22 protein-coding genes are annotated in these 22,386 nt (G+C 68.1%); 6 read left to right on the top strand and 16 right to left on the bottom strand.

Annotated features, from left to right (window positions below; translation table 11 throughout):
• Positions 1-37: 37 nt before the first annotated feature.
• From QTI45_RS28050 to QTI45_RS28015, 8 genes are read right to left on the bottom strand one after another with little or no spacing between them, the layout of a single operon-like run.
• Positions 38-1,222: a PP2C family protein-serine/threonine phosphatase gene (locus tag QTI45_RS28050; protein ID WP_286656672.1), complete on the bottom strand. Its 1,185-nt coding sequence runs from the start codon at positions 1,220-1,222 to the stop codon at positions 38-40.
• Positions 1,219-2,127 carry a patatin-like phospholipase family protein gene (locus tag QTI45_RS28045; protein WP_286656671.1) on the bottom strand — a complete coding sequence of 303 codons (909 nt, stop codon included), beginning with the start codon at positions 2,125-2,127 and terminating at the stop codon, positions 1,219-1,221. Before QTI45_RS28045 ends, QTI45_RS28050 begins: the two co-directional genes overlap by 4 nt.
• Complete coding sequence (locus tag QTI45_RS28040; RefSeq protein WP_286656670.1) at positions 2,124-3,011, bottom strand: patatin-like phospholipase family protein; 888 nt, start codon at positions 3,009-3,011, stop codon at positions 2,124-2,126. The genes QTI45_RS28045 and QTI45_RS28040 overlap by 4 nt, the downstream gene beginning before the upstream one ends.
• A complete protein-coding gene (locus QTI45_RS28035; protein WP_286371631.1) occupies positions 3,008-3,352 on the bottom strand; it encodes an STAS domain-containing protein in 345 nt (114 codons plus the stop codon). The genes QTI45_RS28040 and QTI45_RS28035 overlap by 4 nt, the downstream gene beginning before the upstream one ends.
• A gap of 22 nt (positions 3,353-3,374) precedes the next feature.
• The gene (locus tag QTI45_RS28030) at positions 3,375-3,794 is read right to left on the bottom strand and encodes an ATP-binding protein (RefSeq protein ID WP_286371630.1); all 420 of its coding nucleotides are present in this window, start codon (positions 3,792-3,794) and stop codon (positions 3,375-3,377) included.
• Positions 3,791-4,171, bottom strand: a complete 381-nt coding sequence (locus QTI45_RS28025; RefSeq protein WP_286656669.1) for a response regulator — start codon at positions 4,169-4,171, stop codon at positions 3,791-3,793. Before QTI45_RS28025 ends, QTI45_RS28030 begins: the two co-directional genes overlap by 4 nt.
• Positions 4,164-5,507, bottom strand: coding sequence for an ATP-binding protein (locus tag QTI45_RS28020; protein WP_286656668.1), 1,344 nt, complete (start codon positions 5,505-5,507; stop codon positions 4,164-4,166). The genes QTI45_RS28025 and QTI45_RS28020 overlap by 8 nt, the downstream gene beginning before the upstream one ends.
• 6 nt (positions 5,508-5,513) lie before the next feature.
• Positions 5,514-6,884 (bottom strand): ATP-binding protein, encoded by a 1,371-nt coding sequence (locus tag QTI45_RS28015; protein WP_286656667.1) that lies wholly within the window; start codon positions 6,882-6,884, stop codon positions 5,514-5,516.
• A gap of 187 nt (positions 6,885-7,071) precedes the next feature.
• On the opposite strand from QTI45_RS28015, the gene QTI45_RS28010 reads away from it, so the two are divergent.
• The 4 genes from QTI45_RS28010 (at position 7,072) to QTI45_RS27995 (ending at position 10,891) form a co-directional block, all read left to right on the top strand.
• Positions 7,072-8,160: an AraC family transcriptional regulator gene (locus tag QTI45_RS28010; protein ID WP_286656666.1), complete on the top strand. Its 1,089-nt coding sequence runs from the start codon at positions 7,072-7,074 to the stop codon at positions 8,158-8,160.
• A 19-nt stretch (positions 8,161-8,179) separates the two neighbouring features.
• Entirely contained in the window at positions 8,180-8,494 is a 315-nt protein-coding gene (gene cutA / locus QTI45_RS28005; RefSeq protein WP_286656665.1) for a divalent-cation tolerance protein CutA, read from the top strand.
• A 58-nt stretch (positions 8,495-8,552) separates the two neighbouring features.
• Complete coding sequence (locus QTI45_RS28000) at positions 8,553-8,894, top strand: DUF2845 domain-containing protein (protein WP_286371624.1); 342 nt, start codon at positions 8,553-8,555, stop codon at positions 8,892-8,894.
• 116 nt (positions 8,895-9,010) lie between these two features.
• Entirely contained in the window at positions 9,011-10,891 is a 1,881-nt protein-coding gene (locus tag QTI45_RS27995) for a GspE/PulE family protein (RefSeq protein WP_286656664.1), read from the top strand.
• Between the two features lie 40 nt (positions 10,892-10,931).
• On the opposite strand, the gene QTI45_RS27990 is transcribed toward QTI45_RS27995, so the two are convergent.
• From QTI45_RS27990 to QTI45_RS27960, 7 genes are all read right to left on the bottom strand, one after another.
• Complete coding sequence (locus QTI45_RS27990) at positions 10,932-11,783, bottom strand: LysR family transcriptional regulator (protein ID WP_286371622.1); 852 nt, start codon at positions 11,781-11,783, stop codon at positions 10,932-10,934.
• A 107-nt stretch (positions 11,784-11,890) separates the two neighbouring features.
• The gene (gltS, locus tag QTI45_RS27985; RefSeq protein WP_286656663.1) at positions 11,891-13,099 is read right to left on the bottom strand and encodes a sodium/glutamate symporter; all 1,209 of its coding nucleotides are present in this window, start codon (positions 13,097-13,099) and stop codon (positions 11,891-11,893) included.
• Positions 13,100-13,264: 165 nt separating this feature from the next.
• On the bottom strand, positions 13,265-14,338 hold the full coding sequence (locus tag QTI45_RS27980) for a DnaJ C-terminal domain-containing protein (RefSeq protein ID WP_286656662.1): 1,074 nt from the start codon (positions 14,336-14,338) through the stop codon (positions 13,265-13,267).
• Positions 14,339-14,519: 181 nt separating this feature from the next.
• Positions 14,520-15,347, bottom strand: a complete 828-nt coding sequence (locus tag QTI45_RS27975) for a MetQ/NlpA family ABC transporter substrate-binding protein (protein WP_286656661.1) — start codon at positions 15,345-15,347, stop codon at positions 14,520-14,522.
• A gap of 43 nt (positions 15,348-15,390) precedes the next feature.
• Entirely contained in the window at positions 15,391-16,053 is a 663-nt protein-coding gene (locus tag QTI45_RS27970) for a methionine ABC transporter permease (RefSeq protein WP_286656660.1), read from the bottom strand.
• Positions 16,046-16,909, bottom strand: a complete 864-nt coding sequence (locus tag QTI45_RS27965; protein WP_286656659.1) for a methionine ABC transporter ATP-binding protein — start codon at positions 16,907-16,909, stop codon at positions 16,046-16,048. Before QTI45_RS27965 ends, QTI45_RS27970 begins: the two co-directional genes overlap by 8 nt.
• Positions 16,910-17,103: 194 nt before the next feature.
• Complete coding sequence (locus QTI45_RS27960; protein WP_286656658.1) at positions 17,104-18,429, bottom strand: replication initiation protein; 1,326 nt, start codon at positions 18,427-18,429, stop codon at positions 17,104-17,106.
• 738 nt (positions 18,430-19,167) lie between these two features.
• Here QTI45_RS27960 and QTI45_RS27955 point away from each other — a divergent pair.
• Both QTI45_RS27955 and QTI45_RS27950 read left to right on the top strand, forming a co-directional pair.
• A complete protein-coding gene (locus QTI45_RS27955) occupies positions 19,168-20,292 on the top strand; it encodes a ParA family protein (RefSeq protein WP_286656657.1) in 1,125 nt (374 codons plus the stop codon).
• A 1-nt stretch (position 20,293) separates the two neighbouring features.
• On the top strand, positions 20,294-21,349 hold the full coding sequence (locus QTI45_RS27950) for a ParB/RepB/Spo0J family partition protein (RefSeq protein WP_286656656.1): 1,056 nt from the start codon (positions 20,294-20,296) through the stop codon (positions 21,347-21,349).
• 168 nt (positions 21,350-21,517) lie between these two features.
• On the opposite strand, the gene QTI45_RS27945 is transcribed toward QTI45_RS27950, so the two are convergent.
• The gene (locus QTI45_RS27945; RefSeq protein WP_286656655.1) at positions 21,518-22,324 is read right to left on the bottom strand and encodes a hypothetical protein; all 807 of its coding nucleotides are present in this window, start codon (positions 22,322-22,324) and stop codon (positions 21,518-21,520) included.
• Between the last annotated feature and the right edge of the window lie 62 nt (positions 22,325-22,386).

Raw genomic sequence — 22,386 nt, 5'->3', positions numbered from 1 at the left:
ATGCAAGGCGCCCTCGCCGGCGCGCGTAGGCCGTGATCTACAGTGCCTGGGCCGCCGCGGTGCGCCGCAACGCCACCATCGTGATGTCGTCCGAAGCCTCGGCGCCGTCGCCGAAGGCATCGAGAGCGGCCTCGATGCGCTGCAGCATGCGGTCGGACGAACCCTGGAGGTCGAGCAGGGCCTCCAGCAGGCGCGCCTCGCCGAACGCGCCTTCGATGCCGACCGACTCCACCACGCCGTCGGTGTAGCCCAGCAGCAGGTCCCCCACGCCCAGGTGCGTCATGCCGACCGTGAAGCGCTGCTCCGCCAGCAGGCCGAGCGCCGGCCCGGTGAGGCCGAGCCGCCGCCGGCCTCCCTCGGCGCTGGCGACCAGCGGCGGGTCGTGGCCGGCGTTGACGTACATCAGGCTGCCCGTGCGGGCGTCGAGGATGCCGAGGAAGGCGGTGGCGAACATGTTCGCGCGGCCATGGATGCGCGCGATGTAGTCGTTGGTGAGCGTGGCGGTGGCCAGCAGGATCGCGGTCGCATCGGTGCCCTCGGGAAAGGGCTGGCTCGCGGTGGCCCGGATCAGGGTCCGGAACAGCGCCATGTAGAGCGCCGCGCCGACGCCCTTGTCGCAGACGTCGGCAACGACGATGAAGATGCCGCCGGACTGGGTCGCAAAGAGGTCGTAGAAGTCGCCCGCCACCTGGCGCGCCGGCCGGAAGCGCACCGCGACGTCCCAGCCCGCCATCGCGGGCAAGGACTCGGGCAAGAAGCCGGCCTGGATCGCGCGGCCGATCTCGAACTCGCGCTCCATGCTCTGCAGATGCCGCATCTCGCCGTCGTGCATGCGCTTCTTGATCAGGCAGGCGTCGACCCGGGCCTGCAGGATCAGCGGATTGAAGGGCTTGGTCAGGTAGTCGTCGGCACCCAGCGCCAGGCAGCGGACGACGCTCTCGGTCTCGCCGAGCGCGGAGATCATGATCACCGGGATGTGGCGCAGCGCGGGGTCCTGCTTGAGGCGGGCCAGCACCTCGTAGCCGTCGATGCCGGGCATCATCACGTCGAGCAGGATCAGGTCGAAGTTCTGCAGCTTGAGCCGCGCCAGCGCGCGCTCGCCGCTGTCGACCACCTCGACCGCATGGCCGCTGCGCTGCAGCCGGCGCGACAGCACGTCGCGGTTCATCTCGTTGTCGTCGACCACCAGGGCGCGCGCCGGGGCGACCGCGGTGGCGTTCACAGCGCCCTCCCCGGCTCGCGGTCCATGGCCGTCATTCCGGCCGCCAGCAGCCGCCGCAGGTAGGGGATCTCGGCTTCCGCGGCGCGCTCGCCGAGCGCCATGATGTAGGGCAGTTCGCTGAGGTCGCGCAGCCCGATGCGCCGCTCGAACACCGGCAGGATCGGAATCACCTCGGCGTGGTGCGTGAGGCTGTAGAGCGCGTACTGGGAGCGGATGAAGTGATTGACCGAGATCGAGATCGCGCGCCGCGCCAGCTGCATCGCCGACTGCACCTGGCCGTCCACCGGCTCTTCGAAGCCCATCGCGATCACGATGTCGCAGCCCTCGCGGGTCGCGATGTCGACCGGTACCGGGTTCGAGGCGCCGCCATCGAACAGCAGCCGTCCTTCGACCGGCCACGGCGGCAGCACCAGCGGGATCGCGATGCTGGCGCGGATCGCGTCGGCCAGCTTGCCGTGGGAGAGCACCACCTTCTCGCCGCTGGCGTAATCGGTGGCCGCGAGATGCAGCGGAATGCGGGTGTCGGCAAAGGTGAGCTGACGCGTGAAGGCTTCGATCGCCGCGTTCACCTTCCGGTCGTCCAGCAGGGCGAAGCGATGCCCGAAGCCGAACAGCCGCGGGAACAGCGCACTGAGCATGGTCCGGTAGCCGATGCGCCCGAAGGTGCCGCTCCAGCCGCGCGCGAAGCGCACGGCGACCTCGTCCATGTCGTCGGCGCCGAGCGCGATCGCGGTGGCGAAGAAGCTGCCGCCGCTGCAGCCGATCGCCATGTCGATGCCGATGCCTTCGCGCTGCAGCACCTTGAGCACGCCGAGCGCGGCCGCGCACTTGAGTCCGCCCGAGCCGATCACCACCGCCACCCGGGGCCGTCTGCGCTCCGGCAAACCCGGGTGTCCCTGCTTCATGCGTGCGCCGCCGGCTCGGAACTCTGCTGCATCAGAGCACGCAGGTAGGGCAGCTGCTCCTCGGCGGCGCGTTCACCGGCTTCGATGATGTAGGGGATCTTGTCGGTGTCGAACAGGCGCACGCGCTCCTCGAAGCGCGGAATGATCGGGATGATCTCGCTGTGGTGCGCCAGGCTGTGGAAGGCGTAGTTCGACTTGAACAGGTTGTTGGACATGATCGCGCTGAGCTGGAAGGCGAAGCGCCCGGCCGAGTGGATGCTCGTCTGGTAGGGGCTCTCGAAGCCCGCCGCCACGATCACGTTGGCACCCTGCCGGATGGCGACGCCGATCGGCATCGGATCGGACAGGAAGCCGTCGATCAGCAGCTTGTCGCCGATGCGCCAGGGCGAGAAGGCGAAGGGCAGCGCGATGCTGGCGCGCACCGCGTCGACCACCCGCCCCGAGGACAGCACCACCTGCTCGCCGTTGGCGAGATCGGTGGCCGCGATGTGCAGCGGCGTCGGCAGGTCCTCGATGCGCATGTCGCCGAAGGCGGTCTTCAGGCGCTGCTGGATCACGCGGTCGTCGCGCAGCCCGAAGGTCGCCTTGTCGAAGCGCAGCCAGCGCGGCGCCACGGTCTGCAGCAGGGCCCGCGTGTTGCGCCGGTTGGCCACTTCCTTGGTCCACAGCCTTTTCGTCATCTCGGCCGCCACGGTGGCGTCGTGCCCGGCCGCCATCACGGCCGCATAGATCGCGCCGGCGCTGCAGCCGACCACCATGTCGAGCTCGAAGCCCTCGCGCTTCAACACGCTCTGGATGCCGATCGCCGCCGCGCACTTGACGCTGCCCGAGCCGATCACCAGGGCGATGCGCTTGCGCGCCTTGGCACCATCGGGCGGTGTCATTGCAGTTCGGCGTCGAAGCTCGCGACGGCGGAGCCGACGTCGCCATAGAGCTTGAGGATGCTGGTGAAGCCCGACAGCTCCAGCACCCGCAGCACCGCCGGCTGCACGCCCGCGAGCCGGAAGTCGCCGCCCTGGCGGCGGGCGTCCTTGAGCGTCGCCAGCAGCGCGCGCAAGCCGGCGCTGCTGGTGTAGACCACCGCGCTGAAATCCGCCACCAGCCGCACCTGGTTGTCGCTGACCGCCTTGCCGAGCGTCTGCATGAGCTGCTCCGCCGTGAGGCTGTCGACGCTGCCGCTGATGGCCGCCACCGTGACGTCGCCGGGTGTGATGTCTATCTGCATGGGTGAACTCCTCTGATCTGAATTAGGGGTGGATGTGCTTGACCAGCGTCAGGTGGTTGCCGCACTCGGGGTCGGGCCGGTAGCGCACCTCGTCGACCATCTGGCGCACCAGATGCCAGCCGAGGCCGCCGATCGGGCGCTCATCCCACGCGGCGTCGAGCGCGGGCGCGGGCAGCGTGTCGGGGTTGAAGCTGCGGGCCCGGTCGGCGATCTCGATCGTCATCGGGCAGCGCTCCCAGTCCAGCTCCAGCGTGATCGGGCCCGGCTCGCCTTCGGCGTACCCGTGCGTGATGACGTTGACGCTGACCTCCTCCACCGCGAGGCGCACCGCATCGCGCACCTCCCGGCTGGCACCGGCGCGCTCGCAGGCCTGGTCGGCCACGGCGAGAAGCTCGGGCAGGTTGTCCAGCGTGGCGGTGCGCGTGATGCTGAGCCTGTTCATGTCGCAGCGCCCTTCGCAAGCAGTGCGCGGGCGATCTTGTCCATCAGCCGCGCCAGGTCGACCGGCTTGGTGTCGAAGTCGTTGCAGCCCGCGGCGATGGCACGCTCGCGGTCGCCTGACATCGCGTGCGCCGTGAGCGCGATCACCGGGATCGCCCGCGTCGCCGCATCGGCCTTCAGGGCGCGGGTGGCGGCCCAGCCGTCCATCACGGGCAGGCTCATGTCCATGAGGATCAGGTCGGGCGCCGCGCTGGCGGCCAGCGCCAGCGCCTGCGCGCCATCGGTGGCGGCGGCGATCTCGAAGCCCTGGCGCGACAGCCGGCGCGACAGCATGTCGAGATTCATCTCGTTGTCCTCGACGATCAGGATCCTAGGCATGGGCGAGACCCCTGCGTGCCGCCACCGGCGCCGGCACGCGGACCGTGAAATGCGCCCCGGCCCCGGGCTGGCTGTCGACATCGACGCTGCCGCCCATCAGCTCGCAGTAGTGACGCGTGATCGCCAACCCGAGCCCGCTGCCTCCGAACCGGCGCGTGCTGGAGCTGTCGGCCTGCGCAAAGGCGCGGAACAGCACCTCGCGCTGCGCGCTCGCGATGCCGATGCCGTTGTCGTCGACGCGGATAACCAGCATCTGGGTGTCGGATTCGTGGCGGACGTTGAGCACCACCTCGCCGTCGCGCGTGAACTTGCCCGCGTTGGACAGCAGGTGGCCCAGGATCTCGCGGATCTTTTCGGAGTCGCCCAGCAGGCGCAAGGTCGGCACCTCGCAGAACACGCTGAAGACGTTGCCGTTGAGCTCGATCTGCTCGCGCATCTCCTGCGCCACCTGCTCGACCAGCTCGTCGGCATGGAAAGGCGTGTTGAAGACCTCGGCCTGGCCGGCTTCCGCCTTCGACAGGTTGAGCACGCCCTCGACCATCGACAGCAGCGTCATGCCGGCGTTGCGGATCTTCTGCACGTCGCCCACGCGCTCGGCCTCGCCGATGTCCATGAACTCCGATTCGAGCAGTTCGCTGTAGCCGATGATCGCGTTCAGCGGCGTGCGCAGCTCGTGGCTCATGTTGGCCAGGAAGGCGCTCTTGGTGCGGTTGGCCGAGTCGGCCAGCATGCGGGCCAGTTCGAGCTGCCGGTTCTTCAGCGTGATCTGCTCGTTGCGCTGGATCACCTCTCGCCGTGCTTCCAGCGCGCGCTGCGACTGCGAATACGAATGGACGCCGAACATCAGCAGGTAGGGCACGAAGCAGGCGACCGACAGCAGCGAAGTGCGCAGCGAGGACTCCAGCTGAACGTCGAAGCCGTTGGCCGCGCTGGCCAACAGCGCGCCGGCCAGCCAGCCCACGAAGCCGCGCGCGGCCAGCGGCGGGCCGCCCAGGCTGAGGATCGACAGCAGGCCCGAGCTCAGCATCAGCGTGCTCGGCCACAGCGAGAAGGACACCAGCCCGCTCAGCGCGCCGAACAGCAGCGCGTCGACCATCAGGTTGCGGTGCTCGGCCTGGCGGCTGTCGGGCGCCCGGCAGGCCAGCCAGCGCGCCAGCGGCGCCCAGAGGAAGCCGTGGAAGACCAGCACCGCCCAGGCCCACGGCGGCGGCGGCCGCTCGAGGAAATGCGACACCAGCACCACGAACACCAGCAGGTTGGCCCAGCGCCGCACGCCGTAGTCGAGCTCGACGATCGGATGGATGCGCCGGGGAACTGCTGCCGCGGGGGCGCTCATGGATCCTCAGGCCTCCGCGCCCAGGGCGGCCAGTTCGAGGTCGAGCACCGGCAGCATGACGGTGAAGCGCGAGCCCTTGCCCTCCTCGCTCGACACCCGGATATCGCCGCCCATCAGCTCGCACAGGCGGCGGCTGATCGCCAGGCCCAGGCCGGTGCCGCCGAAGCGGCGCGTGGTGGTGCTGTCGGCCTGCGAGAACGGCAGGAACAGGCGCTCGATCTGGGCCGGCGTCATGCCGATGCCCGAGTCGCTGACCGCGATCTCGAGCCAGCGCACGCCGTCGCGCGCGGCGCCGCGCACGTCCAGCGACAGGAGGCCGTCGCTGGTGAACTTGCCGGCATTCGACAGCAGGTTCAGCAGCACCTGCCGCAGCTTCATGCCGTCGGCGCGCACCGCGCCCAGGTCCGGCTCGACACTGACCTCCAGCACATTGGCATTGCGCGCGATCAGCGGCCGGGCGATGTCCAGCACGTCCCCGATCAGGTTCTGCAGGTCGACATCCTCGATCTGCAGCTCGAGCTTGCCGGCCTCGATCTTCGACAGGTCGAGCACGTTGTTGATCAGCTCCAGCAGCTGCTGGCCGGCGGAACGGATCTTGTGCAGGTCGGGCTGCAGCTGCGGCTGCCCCAGTTCGGCGACTTCTTCGGCCACCAGCTCGCTGTAGCCGATGATCGCGTTGAGCGGCGTGCGCAGCTCGTGGCTCATGTTGGCCAGGAAGGCGCTCTTGGCGCGGTTCGCCGATTCGGCCGCCTCGCGCGCCTGTTCGGCGGCCGCGCGCTGCTCCTCGGCCTGGGCGCGCGCGGTCTCGATGTAGCGGTTCTGCTCGGCGATCAGCAGGTTCTGGCTCTCGAGCTTCTGCTTGGTGCGCAGCACGTTGCGGGTCTGGGCGTGCGAGCTGACGCCGAAGATGGTGGTGAACAGCGCCAGCGCCGCGATGCACAGCACCGAGATCGTGAGGCTGGAGTCCAGGTCGACCGCGAAGCCGGTGAAGGAACCGCCCACCACGGCGCCGGCCGCCAGCGCCAGCAGCCCCTTGGCCGCGAAGCCGGGTCCGCCCACGCTCAGGTTGGCGGCATTGAGCGTGATCACCACCGCCGCCGCCGGCCACAGGCTGTAGCCGCACAGCGCCACCATCAGCATGCACAGGAAGGCATCGCCCAGCAGGTTGCGCAGCTCGGCCTGCTTGGAGTTGGCGGCGCTGCGCGCATGGAAATAGGCCAGGTGCGGCCAGAGCAGGCCATGGAACACCGCCAGGGCCCAGAACCAGCCGCTGGCCTGGTAGCGGCCCAGCATCGTCGCCCAGAGCGCCAGCACGAGCAGGCACACCGGCAGCCGGACACGATAGTCCAGCTCCACGATCGGGTGGGTCTTGCGCACGCCAAATCCACCCGCAACGGCTTCGGTCGCAGGAACCATACAGAAAGTAATAATTGTGTTTTCTTTGGTTTGCAGATTAAGCTGCGACCCCGGGGGGAAAACTGTCCGCAGACGCCAATCTCACTTGCCGAAGGCGCCAAATGCCCGAGCCGGGCTGCGGCCTCATCTCTGGAGGGGATATTTCTTCGTGACATCCACCGCCGCCCTGCCTCTCAACATGCTCGCCGGCATACAGAAGGCGGGCATCGACCTGGCCGAACTGGCCGCCGTCGCCGGGCTCACCGCCGCCGAACTCAAGAAGCCCCTCACCGAGGCCCAGGCAGACCGCTTCTTCACGGCGGCCTACGAGCGGGTCGGCGATCCGGCAGTCGGGCTGTTCCTCGGCCTGCAGCCGATGCGGCCGGAGCTGTTCGGCGTGGTCGGCTTCTCGGCCATGGCCTGCAGCAGCTTCGGTGCGGCGCTGGAGCGCATCAAGCGCTACAACGCACTGGTGTCGGCCTGCGAGCTCGACATCCTGGTCGATGGCGACGAAGCCGTCGTGGGGGTGCGCTACGCGGGCCCCGAGCGTCCGTACAGCCGCTGCCGCCTGGATATCCAGATGGGCACCCTGCTCAATTTCGGCCGCCTCTTCACCGAGCGCGAGATCGTTCCGCTGCGCCTGACGCTGGCCGGCGCCGCCCCGCCCTACCATGCCCGCTATGCCGAGGCGTTCGGCTGTCCGGCGCTGTTCGGGCAGGCGCAGGATGCGATCGTCTTCCACCGCAGCGACCTGGACCTGCCGCTGGTCAGCGCCAACCCGGGCGTCGCCGCCCTGTTCGAAGACGCAGCGGAGCGCGACCTGGTGGCCCACCGCTCGGCCCACGACACAGCGAATGCGGTGCGGGAGGCGCTGCGGCAGCTGCTGCACGGCGACGTGCCGAGCATCGAGCAGGTGGCCGGCGCGCTCTGCGTGAGCCAGCGCACCCTGCAGCGCCGACTGGCGCGCGAGGGCCTGCGCTTCAGCGCGCTGCTCGACGAGGCCCGCCTCGAGATGGCGCGGCGCTACCTGGCGGCAGGCCGCGCGAGCCTGACCGAGATCGCCTACCTGCTGGGCTTTGCGGATCCGAATTCGTTCTTCCGCTCTTTCAAGCGCTGGACCGGCAAGACGCCCGCGGACTACCGCCACGGCCAGGAGGCCGAGCCCGTGCGGCTGGAAGCACCGGCCTTCGAGCCGATGACCGGACCGGCAAGCCCGGCCACCCGGCAGCCGGCCGGCTCGGCCGCGCCGCCGGGCTAGGCCCAGCCTCGGACCTGCCGTGATCGCCGCCGTCAGCACCACGGTCGCCAGCGCCGAGCAGGCCAGTGCGCTCGCCACCGCCATGGTCGAGCGCCGCCTCGCCGCCTGCGCCCAGCTCACGCCGATCGACAGCGTCTACGTCTGGCAAGGCGAGCTGCAGCGCGAAGCCGAGGTCCGCGTGCTGTTCAAGACCACGCTGGAGCGCAAGGCCGCGCTCATGGCCGCCATCGCGCAGTGCCATCCCTACGAGGTTCCGGATATCCACGCCGAGACGCTGGCAGATGTGCACCCGCCCTATGCGGACTGGGTGGCCGCGAGCGTGGACCGCAGCTAGCGCGAAGACCGCCGGCGCCGCCGGAGCAGAATGGCGGGGGCGAAATGAAAGTTGCGGCATGAAGCCTCTGAAGCTCGCTTGCATCGCGGTCCTGGCTGGCTTGCCGTGCCTGGCAAGCGCGGAATCGCTGCGCTGCGCCGGGGGCCTGGTCTCCGAGGGCGACTCCCGGCTGTCGGTGATCTACAAGTGCGGCCAGCCCCTGCTCTCCGACACCTACTGCGCTGCCGTGTACTACCCGGGCAGCCTGACCCCGATCCCGGAGCCTTTCGCATCCGCCTTCGTGCCCTGCCAGCAGATCGAGGAGTGGCTCTACGAACGCGGCCCGGGCAACATGATGGCCACGGTCTACCTGCGCTCGGGCGTGGTGCAGTCGATCGCGTACGGCCGCCAGCCGCGTTAGTTTTTTTGCCGCCCGCCCCTGCGCGCCCTTCAGAACGGCTCGCTCGCTGCCGATAGGCAGGCATGGCGTTTCGCGACACGGGCCACCGCCGGCCACAGCGATGCCATCGCCCAACCATGATCACGACCGAAGTTTCCACGCCCGAGGCATTGCTGGCCCAGCTCGACGCGCAGAGCCGGATGCCGCTTGTCCGCATCGGGCAGGCGCTGACCTCGCTTGGCATGATCACGGACGAGCAACTGCAGGCGGGCCTGCTCGAGCAGCAGCTGGACCGCAGCGTGCCGCTGGGCGAGACGCTGGTGCGCATGGGCCTCATCACCCGGGCCGACCTGAAGACCGCCCTCGCCCACAAGATGGGCTACCCGCTGGTGAACCTGGAGCGCTTTCCCGCCTCCGCAGAAGCGCTGCGCAAGGTCAGCCACGGCGCGGCGCTGCGCCTGAAGGTCATGCCGCTGATGGTTTCGGGCGGCCGCCTGGTGGCGGCGCTCGACGACCCGTCGAGCCACCATGCGGCCATCGAGGAGCTCGAGTTCATTGCCCAGGCGAAGGTGGTTCCGGTGCTCGCGCAATGCCGCAATCTCAACCAGATCCTCCAGCAGGCCTACGAGAAGATCGGCGCGACGGACGCCATGGCAGCCATCGACGACCCGTCGAAACCCCTGGAATTCGACCTCGGCTCCAGCGAATTGCTGGAGACGCTCGAAAAGGAAGGCAGCACGCTCGAAAACGAAGATGCGCCGATCGAGCAGTCCGACAACTCGCTGGTGCGCATGGTCAACCGGATGATCATCGAGGCGCATGCCGAGGGCGTCTCGGACGTGCATATCGAGAGCTATCCCGGCCGCGAGAAGATCCGCATCCGCTTCCGGCGGGATGGCCGCCTGTCGACCTATCTCGAGCTTCCGCCGAGCTATCGCAATGCGATCATCGCGCGGATCAAGATCATGTGCGAGCTCGACATCAGCGAGAAGCGCAAGCCGCAGGACGGGAAGATCAACTTCGCGCGATTCTCCGCGCAGCATCCGATCGAGCTGCGGGTGGCGACCATCCCGACCAACAACGGCCTGGAAGACGTGGTGATGCGGATCCTGGCCTCGGCCAAGGCGATCGCGCTGGAGGACCTGGGCCTGTCGCCGCGCAACCTGCAGAAGCTGCGTGAAGCCATGGAGCGGCCCTACGGCCTCGTGCTGTGCGTCGGCCCGACCGGCTCCGGCAAGACGACCACGCTGCATTCGGCGCTGGCGCACGTCAACACGCCCGAGCGGAAGATCTGGACCGCCGAGGATCCGGTCGAGATCACGCAGCCGGGCCTGCGCCAGGTGCAGGTGAACCCTCGCATCGACTGGACCTTCGCGAAGGCCCTGCGCGCATTTCTGCGCGCCGATCCGGACGTGGTGATGGTCGGCGAGATCCGCGACGAGGAAACCGCCCGGATGGCCGTCGAGGCTTCGCTGACCGGCCACCTGGTGCTCTCGACGCTGCACACCAACAGCGCCGCGGAGACCGTGACCCGCCTGCTCGACATGGGCATGGACCCCTTCAACTTCGGCGACTCGCTGCTTGCGGTGCAGGCGCAGCGGCTGGTGCGCAAGCTCTGCCCACGCTGCGCCAGCAGCCGGCCCGCGACCGACGCCGAGGTGGAGGAACTGCTCTCGGACTACCTGCAGGCTTTCGCGAGCGGGCTGGAGCCGCCGCAGCGCAGTGCCATGCATTCGCACTGGCTTCGGCTGCATGGCCGCGAAGGCCGCCTCATGACCTGGACCTGCTCGGGCTGCGAGTCGTGCGGCCACAGCGGCTTCAAGGGGCGGATCGGAATCCACGAGCTGATGGCGATGTCCAAGGAGCTTCGCCGGCTGGTCCAGGCTCGCGCGCCCGCCGAGACGATCCTGGCGGCGGCCCAGGCCGGCGGCATGCGCACGCTGCGGCAGGACGGCATCGAGAAAGTGCTGCAGGGCCTCACGACCATCGGCGAGGTTCGCGCGACCAGCAACGCCTGAGTCCGGCGCTTGCCCCCCGATCGCCGGACATCGGGCGTGCTCAGTTGGCCAGTCGCGCCACCAGCAGGTCGAGCAGCGCCTGCAGCCTCGACTGGCGCTTCTGGTCGCGGTGATAGCCCAGCCAGGTGTCGCGGTGCGGCGGCTCCTCGCCGAGATCGACCGGCTCGATGTCGGCGATCGAATCGCCCAGTGGGCGAGGCAGCACCGCCAGGCCGGCGCCCAGTGCGCACATCCTCGCCTGGACATCGCGGTTGTTGCTCCGGGCACTCACCGTCGCGTTCGGAAGAATCCCCTTCAGCCAGACCGCGTCGGGCACCGCGCCGACGGTCATGTCCATCGTCACCAGCGCGGTTCCGGCGCCGTTGCCCGCGGCCGGGTGGGTGGCGCCCTTCCGGATGTAGGCGGCGTAGGAGATGCTCATCAGCCGGCGCGAAACGACTTCCGAATCGTCGAAGGGATAGACCCGGAACACCAGGTCCGCCTCGCGCCGCTGAAGGCTGTAGGCCCTTGCGCTGGTGATCAGTTCGACCACCAGGCCGGGCTGCAGGGAGGCGAATTCGGCCAGCACCGGCGTCAGCAGATGCTCGCCGAACCAGTGGGAGGACGAGAGGCGGATCACGCCTTCGAGTTTCGGATCCCGGCCCGACAGTTCGCGCTGGAGCGCGACAGTCTCGGCCTCGATCCGCTCGGCGCGGGGCAGGACCGAAGCGCCTTCGTCGGTGAGCACGACACCGTCGTCGCCGCGCTGGAACAGCGGCTGCCCGATGGCCTCTTCGAGCGCACGGAGCCTCCGCCCCACGGTCGGTTGGCTCAACCCGAGTTGCCGCGCGGCGGCACCCAGCGAGCCTTCCTTCGCAACGGCGAGAAAGATCCGGAGGTCGCTCCATTCCATCCGCATCGCGTCATTGTGATCCTCGGCCGCCGGATGCGCGCGCCGTTACGCGACGATGCAAGGGAGCCTGCGGGCGGCCTCGAAATTACCGCCGAGGTTCTTTGAATTCAGCGCAGCAGCGCCACGATGTGGACGAAGCCGCTGATGACGATGGCGTTGCACAGGTCGATCACGAACGCACCCACCACGGGCACCAGGATGAAGGCCTGGGGCGCCGCGCCGTAGCGCGAGCAGATGGCCTGCAGGTTCGCGATGGCCGTCGGCGTGGCGCCAAGGCCGAAGCCGCATTGGCCGGCCACCAGCACCGCCGCTTCGTAGTTCGCGCCCATGATCCGGAAGGTGACGAAGGAGGTGTAGAGCGCGACGCCGACCGCGTTGAGCGCGAGGATCACGAGCATCGGCAGGGCCAGGGACGCAAGCTCCCAGAGGCGCAGGCTCATGAGCGCCATCGCCAGGAAAAGCGACAGCGCCACGATGCCCGTGAAGGAGAGCGCCTGACCGTCGATCTCGTGCAGCCTGGCCAGCGAGAGCAGGTTGCGCAGCAGCGCACCGACGAACAGGGTCCAGACGAAGGTCGGCAGCGTGAAGACCGGGTTCTCGGTCATGCGCGCGAGCGCGGTTCCGGCCGCGACGCTGGCCGCGACCAGCATGATCGTGACTGTCAATCGCTCGGGCGTGAACGGCTCGACGGCTTCCGCCTCGTCATGCGTGAGTGCCTCTTCGGCCGCCACTCCGAGCGCTTCGCCGCGCGCCTGGAGGCGGCGGATCAGCCGCATCGCCACCGGCCCGCCGATCACGCCGCCCATGATGAGGCCGAAGGTTGCGGAGGCCAGCGCGAGCGCCGGCCCCTCGACCAATCCGAACTGCTCGGCGAAGCGCTGGCCCCATGCCGCGCCGGTTCCGTGCCCGCCGGCCATGGTCACCGAACCCGCGATCAGGCCGATCAGCGGATCGATGCCCAGGGCCTTCGCGACACCGACGCCGATGACGTTCTCCAGCACCAGCATGCCGATCACGCAGACGGTGAACCGGAGCAGCGCGCCGCCGCCTTTCGCGACCATGCGGGCATCGGCACCGAGGCCGATGGTCGCGAAGAAGGCCAGCATGAGCCCGGGCTGCAGCGAACTGTCGAAGCCGATCCGCACGCCGGCGGCCTGGAGCGCGGCCACGAGCAGCGCGGCGACCAGTCCTCCGGCCACCGGTTCGGGGATCGAGTACTTGCGCAGGAAGCCGATGCGCTTGACCAGCTCGCGGCCCACGACCAGCACCAGTGCGGCGATCGCGAGCGTCGCCGGCACGCCCAGACTCAAGTCCATGTTGGCTCCTCGGGATTCTTCGCCCGCAGCGTAATGGAACTTTCACGCTGGCGGACTATCCTTCAGAACAGACAGTCCGCCGGCGCTGGTAGAGGTTGCTTTTGCAGCTGCCCCATCCGGGGCGGTTCCTCGATGCCGGCGACTGTCCCTCCTTGCGCGGGCTGCCTACAGGCTTCGTTCCCAGGCGCGCAGCCCGCGATTCCATGCCCGAAGGCGCTCGTCCAGGGCCTCGCCGCCGGCACCGGAACCGGTGGCCGAAAGCTGGTCGAGCAGGATCTGCTGATCGGTGCTGAGCTGCTGGGGAAATATCGGCACCAGCGTGACCAGGTGGTCGCCGCGCGGGCCGCGGCGCTGCACCGGGAAGCCCTCGCCCTCCAGGCGGTAGGTCAGCCGGTCACGGCTCAGTCGCAGCGTGTGGAAGCCGGCCAAGGTCGGCACCTGGATCTGCCGGTTGGCGATCCAGGCGAAGCCGTCGACCGGCATCTCGCAGCGGATGGTGCCGTCGTCGTCGAGCCTGAAGAACGCATGCTCCGCCACCTCGACGCGAATCTCCAGGTCCGCGGGCGGGCCTTCGGCGCCCACGCGGCTGCCGTCGACATGAAGCAGATCGCCATCGCGTACGCCATGCGGGATGCGCACCTTGATCTTGTAGCCGCGCGGCGCGGTCTTGCCACGGCCGCTGCAGGCTGCGCACGGCTGCCGCGCGATCCCGCCGCCCAGGCAGGCCTCGCACTCGGTGGCGCCGGTGGGCCAGCCGAAGAAGGCGCGCTTGGGCATCGCGCCCGAGCCGCCGCAGCGGGCGCAGTTGCCCCCCAGCACCTGGTGCCCGGCACCGGCGCAGGCGGCGCAGGTGTCGGTGAACCTGCCTTGCACCACCTTGATGCAGCCGGCGGCGGCCTCCTCCAGCGTCATCCTGAGCTTGCGGCGAAGCGGCCGGCGCCGCCGTTCGGTGCCGGCCGCGCCGGATGCCGTTCCGGGCTGGTCGTCGTCGAAGCCGTCGGGGGCGTGGTCCGGCGTCGCGCCGGGCGTGTCGACATCGGCGGTCGCCGCGGCGTGGAATCCGGCGCGGCGGATCTCGTCGAAGGCCTGGTTGATGCGCTGCATCCTGGCGCTGGCACCGGCGCTGGCGTTGCGGTCCGGATGCCATTGCGAAGCGAGCCGGCGCCAGGCCGCCTTCACCTCGCGCTCGGTCGCGTCAGGTGCCAGTCCCAGTTCGGCGAAAGCGTGATCGGTGCCCAATTCGAATGACCTTGTCCAGGGAAGCCGTCCAGGAAGAAAGCCCGTGGAGGCGGCGGCCTGTGGGCGTGCATGTTATCCGAGGGATGTGGCACGCAAGCGCTGTGCCATCCGCATCCGATCCCCTTCTGCGTGCGGTCGAAGACGCGGGCGCTTGATCGCGCCGCGTCCCCGCCCCGTTGCCCTACTGCAGGAAGCTCGGCTTCGCGTAGCCCGGGAACTTGCTGTCGACCACCGTGCGGAAGTCCTTCGAGCGGTAGGCGTCGGCGATGTCCCTGGCCCAGGCGGCGTCCTTGTCGGCGCGCTTCACCGCGACCACATTGAGGTAGTGGTCGGGCGTCTTCTCGAGCACCACGGCTTCGGTCAGCTTCAGGCCCGAGGACATCGCGAAGTTGCCGGTGATGACCGCGTAGTCGGTATCGCCCAGCGAGCGCGGCAGCTGGGCCGCCTCGAGCGGAATGAACTTCAGCTTGCGCGGGTTCTCGGCGATATCCTTCTCGGAGGCGCGCAGGCCGTCGATGCCGGGCTTCAGCGTGATCAGCTTGTTCTGCTCCAGCAGCACCAGCGCGCGCGCCAGGTTGCTCGGGTCGTTGGGCAGGGTGAAGCGGTCGCCGTCCTTGACCTCGGCCAGCGTCTTGCGCTTGCTCGAATAGATGCCCAGCGGCGCGATCGGGCCCTGCACCAGCTCGACGATGTCGAGCTTCTGGTCGGCTGCGAATTTCTGCAGGTACACGCGATGCTGGAAGAAGTTGGCGTCGAGCGAGCCCTGCGCCAGTGCCTGGTTGGGCTGGACGTAGTCGTTGAACTCGACCAGCTTCACCTTGTAGCCCTTCTTCTCGAGCAGGGGCACGATGCCGACCTTGAGCTGGTCGAAGTTGGAGCCGGCGGTGCCGCCGATCACCAGCTCCTTCTTGGCCGCGGCCTGGGCCTGCGCTTCGAGCGAGAGGCCGCCGAGCGACAGTGCGAGCACCGAGAGGGCGAGGATGGAACGCCGGGCGAGAGATGTTTTCATGAGAACGGTCACGGTTTGAAAGTCTGGAATCTGCGGCGTGCGGCTAGCGCTTGTCGAGGCGCCGCGCGGTCGTGTTGCCGACGAACTGGATGATCTGCACCAGCACCACCAGGAGGGCCACGGTGAGCACCATGACGTCGGTCTGGAAGCGGTAGTAGCCGTAGCGGATCGCCAGGTCGCCGATGCCGCCGCCGCCCACCACGCCGGCGATCGCCGAGTACGACAGGAAGCTCACGGCGAGCACGGTGAAGGCCAGCACCAGGCCCGAACGGGCCTCGACGATCAGCACGCGCCAGATGATCTGCAGCTCCGAGGCGCCCATCGCGTGGGCCGCCTCGATGACGCCGCGCGGCACTTCGCGCAGGCACTGGTCGACCAGCCGCGCAAGGTACGGGATGGCCGCCACCGACAGCGGCACCGCGGCCGCCAGCGGCCCGATCGAGGTGCCCGCGATCACCCGCGTGAAGGGCACCAGCGCCACCAGCAGGATGATGAAGGGGAAGGAGCGCACCGTGTTCACGATCCAGTTGAGGACCAGGAAGGCCGGCTTGTTCTCCAGCGACTGGCCGGGGCCCAGCAGGAACAGCAGCACGCCGAGCGGGCCGCCGATCAGCAGCGCGGCCGAGAGGCCGATCGCCAGCATCATGAAGGTCTGGCCGATGGCGATGCCGAGCTCGGGCAGGATGGCGACGATGTTCTCAGGCATGGGCCAGCTCCTTTTCGGGGGTCGATGCGGCGTGCCGGGCTTCGAGCGCCTCGCGGGCATCGCGCTCGCGGCGCCGCACCAGCGCGTCGATCTCGCGGCCCAGCGCGGTGACGCGCTCGGTCGGCGGCGCGTCGACCTCGAACTGCTCCACCAGCCGGCCCTGCTCGAGGATCGCGACCTGGCGGCACAGCACCTCGACCACCGACAGCTCGTGGGTCACGATGACGATCGTCACGCCGAGCTTCTGGTTGATGTCGCGCAGCGTCTCGAGCAGCGCGCGCGTGGTCTCGCTGTCGAGCGCCGAGGTGGGCTCGTCGCACAGCAGCACCTGGGGCCGCGGCGCCAGCGCGCGGGCGATCGCCACGCGCTGCTTCTGGCCGCCCGAGAGCTGCGCCGGATAGCTGTCGATCTTCTCGGCCAGGCCGACCAGGTCGAGGCATTCACGCACGCGGGCCCGGATCTGCTCGCGCGAATGGTGGCCGTGGATCTTGAGTGGGAAGGCGACGTTGTCGCCCACGGTCGCGTTCTGGATCAGGTTGAACTGCTGGAAGATCATGCCGATGTTCTGCCGCGTGTCGCGCAGTTCGCGGCGCGACAGCGTGGTCAGGTCGCGGCCGCCGACCAGCACCTTGCCGGCGTCGGGTCGCTCCAGCAGGTTGATGAGGCGCAGCAGGGTCGACTTGCCGGCGCCGCTCTTGCCGATCAGGCCGAACACGTCGCCCTCGTGGATGTCGAGCGACAGCGAGCGAACGGCGTCGAAGACTTCGCCGCTGGGGAGAGTGAAGGATTTCTGAACCGACTGGAGCCGGATCAGCGGTGGCCTGGGCTGTTGCCCGGCCGGGGAAGAGGAAGTCATGGACGAAGCGGTCGCGCAACACCTGCGCAGGACAGGCGGGGCCGGAATGGCAGCGCGGCAAAGTCCGCAATTGTCGCTAACCCTTATCCCGAAGGGAACGACGCATTCGAAAGGTGCTTATATGCACAGGGCATAAGCGCCCTGCCCAGGCCGACGCCGGGCCCCACACGCAGTGGGGGAGCGTGGGGGCACCCTCACGCCTCGACGTCGAACAATTGACGGTCGATTTTCCAGTCGGGCCCGTAGGTAGCGTCCGCGTAGGCATACACGACGGCCGAGCCCAGCAGCCCGTGCAGCACGTCGCCCTGCGCTGCGCGGCGGCTGATGACTGCATTGAGCGCGCCCTTGCGCGCCAGGTCCTGCAGGGCCTGGTCGACCCAGCGCTTGAGTTGCGCGGGCTCGAGCGCCGCGACCTCCTTCTTCATCGCCTCGATCTGCTCGCGCAGCCAGTTCGCGCCCTCGGCATTGGCCACCGGCGTGGCCGCCTGCGGCTCGGGCTTCGGCGCCGCGGGCGCGGGGATGGCGGGGCGGGTGTCGGCGGCGGATTCGCCCGCCGGCTCGTTACGCAACAGCGAGCGAAGGTAGGAAAAGGCGTTCTCGATGGTGCGCAGCGACTTGTTGGCCGCCCGTCGCTCGAGCACCTCGATCTGCGCCCGCACGCGCTCGTCGCCGAACTCCTTCAGCAGGCCTTCCAGCTTGATCTCCCGGATGCCCAGCGTCTCGGCGCGCAGGACCAGGGTGGCGTCGACCGGTTCGCCCACCAGCGGCCGGGGCGCAGCAGCCTGGCGCTTCTTGCGAACCGCGAACTGGACTTCGGTGATCACCCTGCCCTGCTTGTGCTCGATCAGGTCGATCTCGAGATCGGTCTCGGCGTTGATCTCGGCGACCGCATCCTTGACGCGCTCGTTCTTGAACTTGCGCCATTCGCGCCGCTCGGGCCCGGGTCCGTTGCTCAGGGCATCGACCCACCAGGTGACCGGCTTGCGGCTGGTGACGCCGCTCGGGTTCTCGCGGTAGCGCGCACAGATCTCGTAGAGCGCCACTGCCGTGTACGAGCCCAGCTTGGCCAGCACGTCGAGGTCGATGCGGGCCCAGCGCTGGGGGTCCCTCAAGGCGGTCATGATCGTCGGCGGATAGGACCAGCTGACCCAGTTCTCGCCGCGCCGCAGCTCCAGCGCGACTTCGGACAGCATCGAGAAGCCGCGCCACTTGACGCCGTCTCCCGGCGCGGTCGACTCCCAGTCGACCTCCAGGCTGCGCATCTCGATCAGGTACTTCTTGGCCGCGGTGCGCTCGCTGCCGCTGGAGCCGGTGGTGCGCAGGATGGCCGCCAGCGGCGCCTCGAACATGAAGTCGGCCGCCGGCATGCCGGGCAGTGCGACTAACCGGGTCTGCGCCACCTGCAGCAGCGCGCTGTAGATGCGGCGCCCGGTCAGGGTGACGCGGGCCGAGCGCGGCATCATCACGATCATCTCGTGCGGCTTCCTGAGCTCCAGCACGTCGTCGACGGCGTGGCTCATTAGGGGTTTGTCGCCCGGATTTCCCGCAATTGGATGGCTCATTGAGGGCTCGATGTTATGTCCAACGCCGTTTGGACACAAGCCCACCCGCTTGTCGGCGTCCGGGCACGATCAAAACCTGGACATTTGCCTTCCAGACTCACCCGCAAAGGCCGATTAAAAGCTGGACGCTTGCTGCGCGCGACAGTTCGGGCAGGGCTTCAGCAGCCGATTAAAACCCGGACATCAGGCCCTTCGGCCGCTCCGAATGCCCTAAAACCGGCCCCGGAGGGCCGCTTAAAACCTGGACACTTGCGCCAAGCCGGTGCGATTGGCGCGATTTCGGGGCTGTGGACAAGCAGACTGGCTCACCGATCTCGATCCGGACAGAAGGCGATGGAAGGCCGGACGCTTTCGCTCAAAACCCGGACGCAAGCGATTAAAGCCTGGACACTTGGACCGCCTGGCCGCTTCTAAGTCATTGATTTAATTGAAGAAATTACCATATCAAGGCGGCTTAATCTCTTGAATTAATTGAAGTTCTCTTCTTAATCTCCCCAGGGAGCTCTGAAAGAGGATCAAAACACCAGATACGGCCCCTGGTGCGCGTCAAGGATCGCGGTTTCTTCGTTTTTTCGCGGGTGCCCTGCATAATCGCAAGACACCGCAACTTTCGAGGCAGATTCCGTGGACATCAAACAAACCATTCGACGTCAAAACCTGGAGGACATCGAGCAGCAAGCACACAAGATCGCCGGCATGATGGACCGCATCCGGGCCGCGATGCTGGCACCGACGGCCGTGAAGTCTGCGCCCAGTCTCAAGGCAGTGCAACTGGCGGACTTGTGCGGCGTCGACAAGTCGAAGATCTCGTACAGGCTGACCCGGGGCGATCTCCCGGCGGGAGAGATTCACGGGAACAGCCGTGAATGGACGATGGCCGAAGCCCAGAGCTGGGCGCGCGAGCTGCGCTCCGAACATCTGCGGCCCGAAGGCGCGGCCGGCATCACGATCACGGTGGCCAACTTCAAGGGCGGCGTCGCCAAGACCACTTCGGCCGTCACCTTGGCCCAGGGCCTGTCGATGCGCGGCCACCGCGTGCTGCTGGTCGACCTCGACCCCCAGGGTTCGGCGACGACGCTGTTTGGCGTGCTGCCGGACGCGGAAGTGGAAACCGAGCACACGGCCATGTCCTTGTTCACAGGTGACCAGGAGAACCTCAAGTATGCGGTTCGGCCCACCTACTGGCCCAATATCGACCTGGTTTGCGCTGCCCCCCTGCTCTACGGCGCCGAGTTCCATCTGCCGGCGCGCCAGGCGCGCGACCCGGGTTTCGAGTTCTGGCGTGTGCTGGACCGTGGCCTGGACCTGCCGCGCGAGGAGTACGACGTCATCGTGATCGACACGCCCCCTTCGCTGAGCTATGTGACCATCAATGCGCTCATGGCGGCCGACGGGGTGATCATGCCCTTGCCGCCTTCGGCGCTGGATTTCGCGAGTTCGGCCCAGTTCTGGGATCTGTTCTCCGATCTGTGCAATCAGCTCGTCCGCAGCCGGGGCAAGGACAAGAGCTTCGAGTTCATCGATGTCTTGCTGTCGCGCGTGGAGGCATCGGACACCGCGAGCTCGGTCGTGCGGCAATGGGTACTCGAGGGCTACGGTGACAAGGTTCTGCCGATCGAGATTCCCAAGACGGCGGTGGCCGCGACGGCTAGCGCCGAGTTCGGCACGGTCTACGATCTGCCGCGCGGGTCGGTCAACTCCAAGACCTTCTCACGGGCGCGGGTGGCCTACGACCGGATGTGCGAACTGATCGAGCAGCAGATCGAAGCGGTCTGGGCACGTCAGGTGGCGGAGCGGCAAGTTCTGGAAACGGCGGTTTGACATGGGACTGAAAGACAAAGCTTCCAAGATCGACTTTGCGTCGATCCTGCCCGGTTCGCAGCCCAACCCCGAGCTGGCGAAGCCGAAGACGGCACCGGGCGCAATGATGGCATTTGCCAACGACCAGCGTTCCGACCTGCTACGCGAGAACGACGAACTGCGGGCCAGGGCTTCGCAGGTCGACGAACTCGAAGGGCGCCTGAGCGAGGTTCGCGACGAATTGCGCAGCTGGGATGGGGCGCTCCCGGCGCGCCTGATCGACACCGCGGACATCGCGCGCAGCGAGTTTGCGAACCGGCATGCCTCAGCGTTCGAGGGAAAGCTCTTCGAGGATTTCAAGCGCGAGATCCAGGAAGCAGGGCGGAACTCGCAGCCGATCAAGGTTCGTGCGATCGCGAACCCGGGCGATGGCCCGCGCTACGAACTGGTCTTCGGGCATCGGCGCTACGAGGCTTGCCGGCAGGTCGGCTTGCCGGTCTGGGCCGTGGTCGAGAACCTGGACGATCGTGCGTTGATCGAGGAGATGGACCGCGAGAACCGGGGCAGGGCGGACCCGTCGCCCTGGGAGCAAGGCATGACCTACCTGCGAGCGCTCGAGAAGGGCGTTTATCCGTCGAACCGGCAGATGGCGGCCGCATTGGGCGTGGACATCAGCAATCTGGGCAAGGCCATCGCGCTGGCGCGTCTGCCCGCATCCGTGGTCGCAGCGTTTCCGACGCCACAGTCGATCCAGCTTGCATGGGCGACCGACCTGGGCAAGGCGCTGGCGGAGGATGAGGCCGGGCTGATGGCGCGAGCGCAAGCGCTGTCGGCAGAGAAGGGCGTGGTGCCGGCGAAGAGTGTTTTCGCCCGGCTGGTGTCTCCACCGTCGGTCGTGCCTGAGGCGGCGCCGCTTCCCGCTCAGGCCAGCCACGCACTGAAGGTGGGAGGGCAGAAGGTGGGCTCGCTTCGATTCGATGCCATCGGACGGCCGTCTTTCCGCTTGTCGATCAAGTTGTCGACGGATCAGCAGAAGGCGCTGGTCCAGGCCATGCAGGGATTCGTGGATTCGATTTGAGGCTTGAACAGCCCGCGGGGCGCATGCGTCGCGGCGCACGTCAGGGCCGATACCGGCGCGTGTGATGGCGGTGAGATGAAGGGGGTAGTTTCAAACTACCCCCTTTTTTTCGTCCGCTTCGTTCGAGGAGCAGGGGGGTGGTTTCAAACTACCCCTGAGGCGCCCCTGTCAGCCGCGACCTGCCTCGATCCGCTCCAACGCCGTCAGGATTTCGGCAAGCGTGGATTTCATGAGCCCCATGTCCCGGTCTCGGCGCGCCTCCGCCAGCGGGTCGAAGCCTGGGCCCGCTGCCTGGGCATGACCTGCGAAAGCGTCCTTGGCCCGGGCGACCACGTCGTCCAGCTTGGTGATGAGGTTGTTGCGCAGCGCCGAGAACTGCGCCAGCTCGCGCCGCACCGCGGTCATTTCCCGGGTCAAGATGGCCAGCTGCTCCTGGACCTCCTTGAGTACCGGATCCGTCGCCGCCGGCTGTGCGGCAAGGGGTGCCGGGGCCGCCGCGGCGGAAGCGGCGATCGGCCCGAGGGCGGATCGGAAGCGATCGGCCGTCCGGGCGATCGCCAGTTCGAGTACCGCATTGGGATCGGAGTCGGCCAGAAAGGGCCAGAGTTCGTAGACGCGCCCGATGGCCGCTGCGGTGCGCAGCCGCAATCCTGGCCGTCCGCCTCGCTTGGGACGAAGCAGCGCATCGTGCGTGAGGGAGGGAGGGACTTCGCTGGCCTCGATTTCATCCTTGCTGGCCAGGCAGTCTCGGAAGGCACCGGCGGCGCTCCACTTCTTGAGGGATGAATCTGTAGGTGCCCGAACGCCGTGAATCAGCGTGAGGATTCGTCCAAGCTCCGCCAAGGTGCATACGGCGGGCCAGCCTTCGCTGGCGAGTGGCCGTTCCGCCTGCTGGATATCCGCCGAAGCCTCCGAGCTTTCGTTGCCGGAATGCACGGATGGGATTTCGACGATGGAAAAGGGCTTTGTGGACATATTGGTTACCTAATAACCTAATTATGTCCGACAACCATGAACCTGCAAGCCAATGTCTTGAA

Origin of the sequence: Variovorax saccharolyticus, from assembly GCF_030316765.1 — a bacterium.
Taxonomy (GTDB): domain Bacteria; phylum Pseudomonadota; class Gammaproteobacteria; order Burkholderiales; family Burkholderiaceae_C; genus Variovorax; species Variovorax saccharolyticus.
The sequence above is the reverse complement of the archived record's forward strand: the minus strand, read 5'-3'. Positions and strand labels throughout refer to the sequence as shown.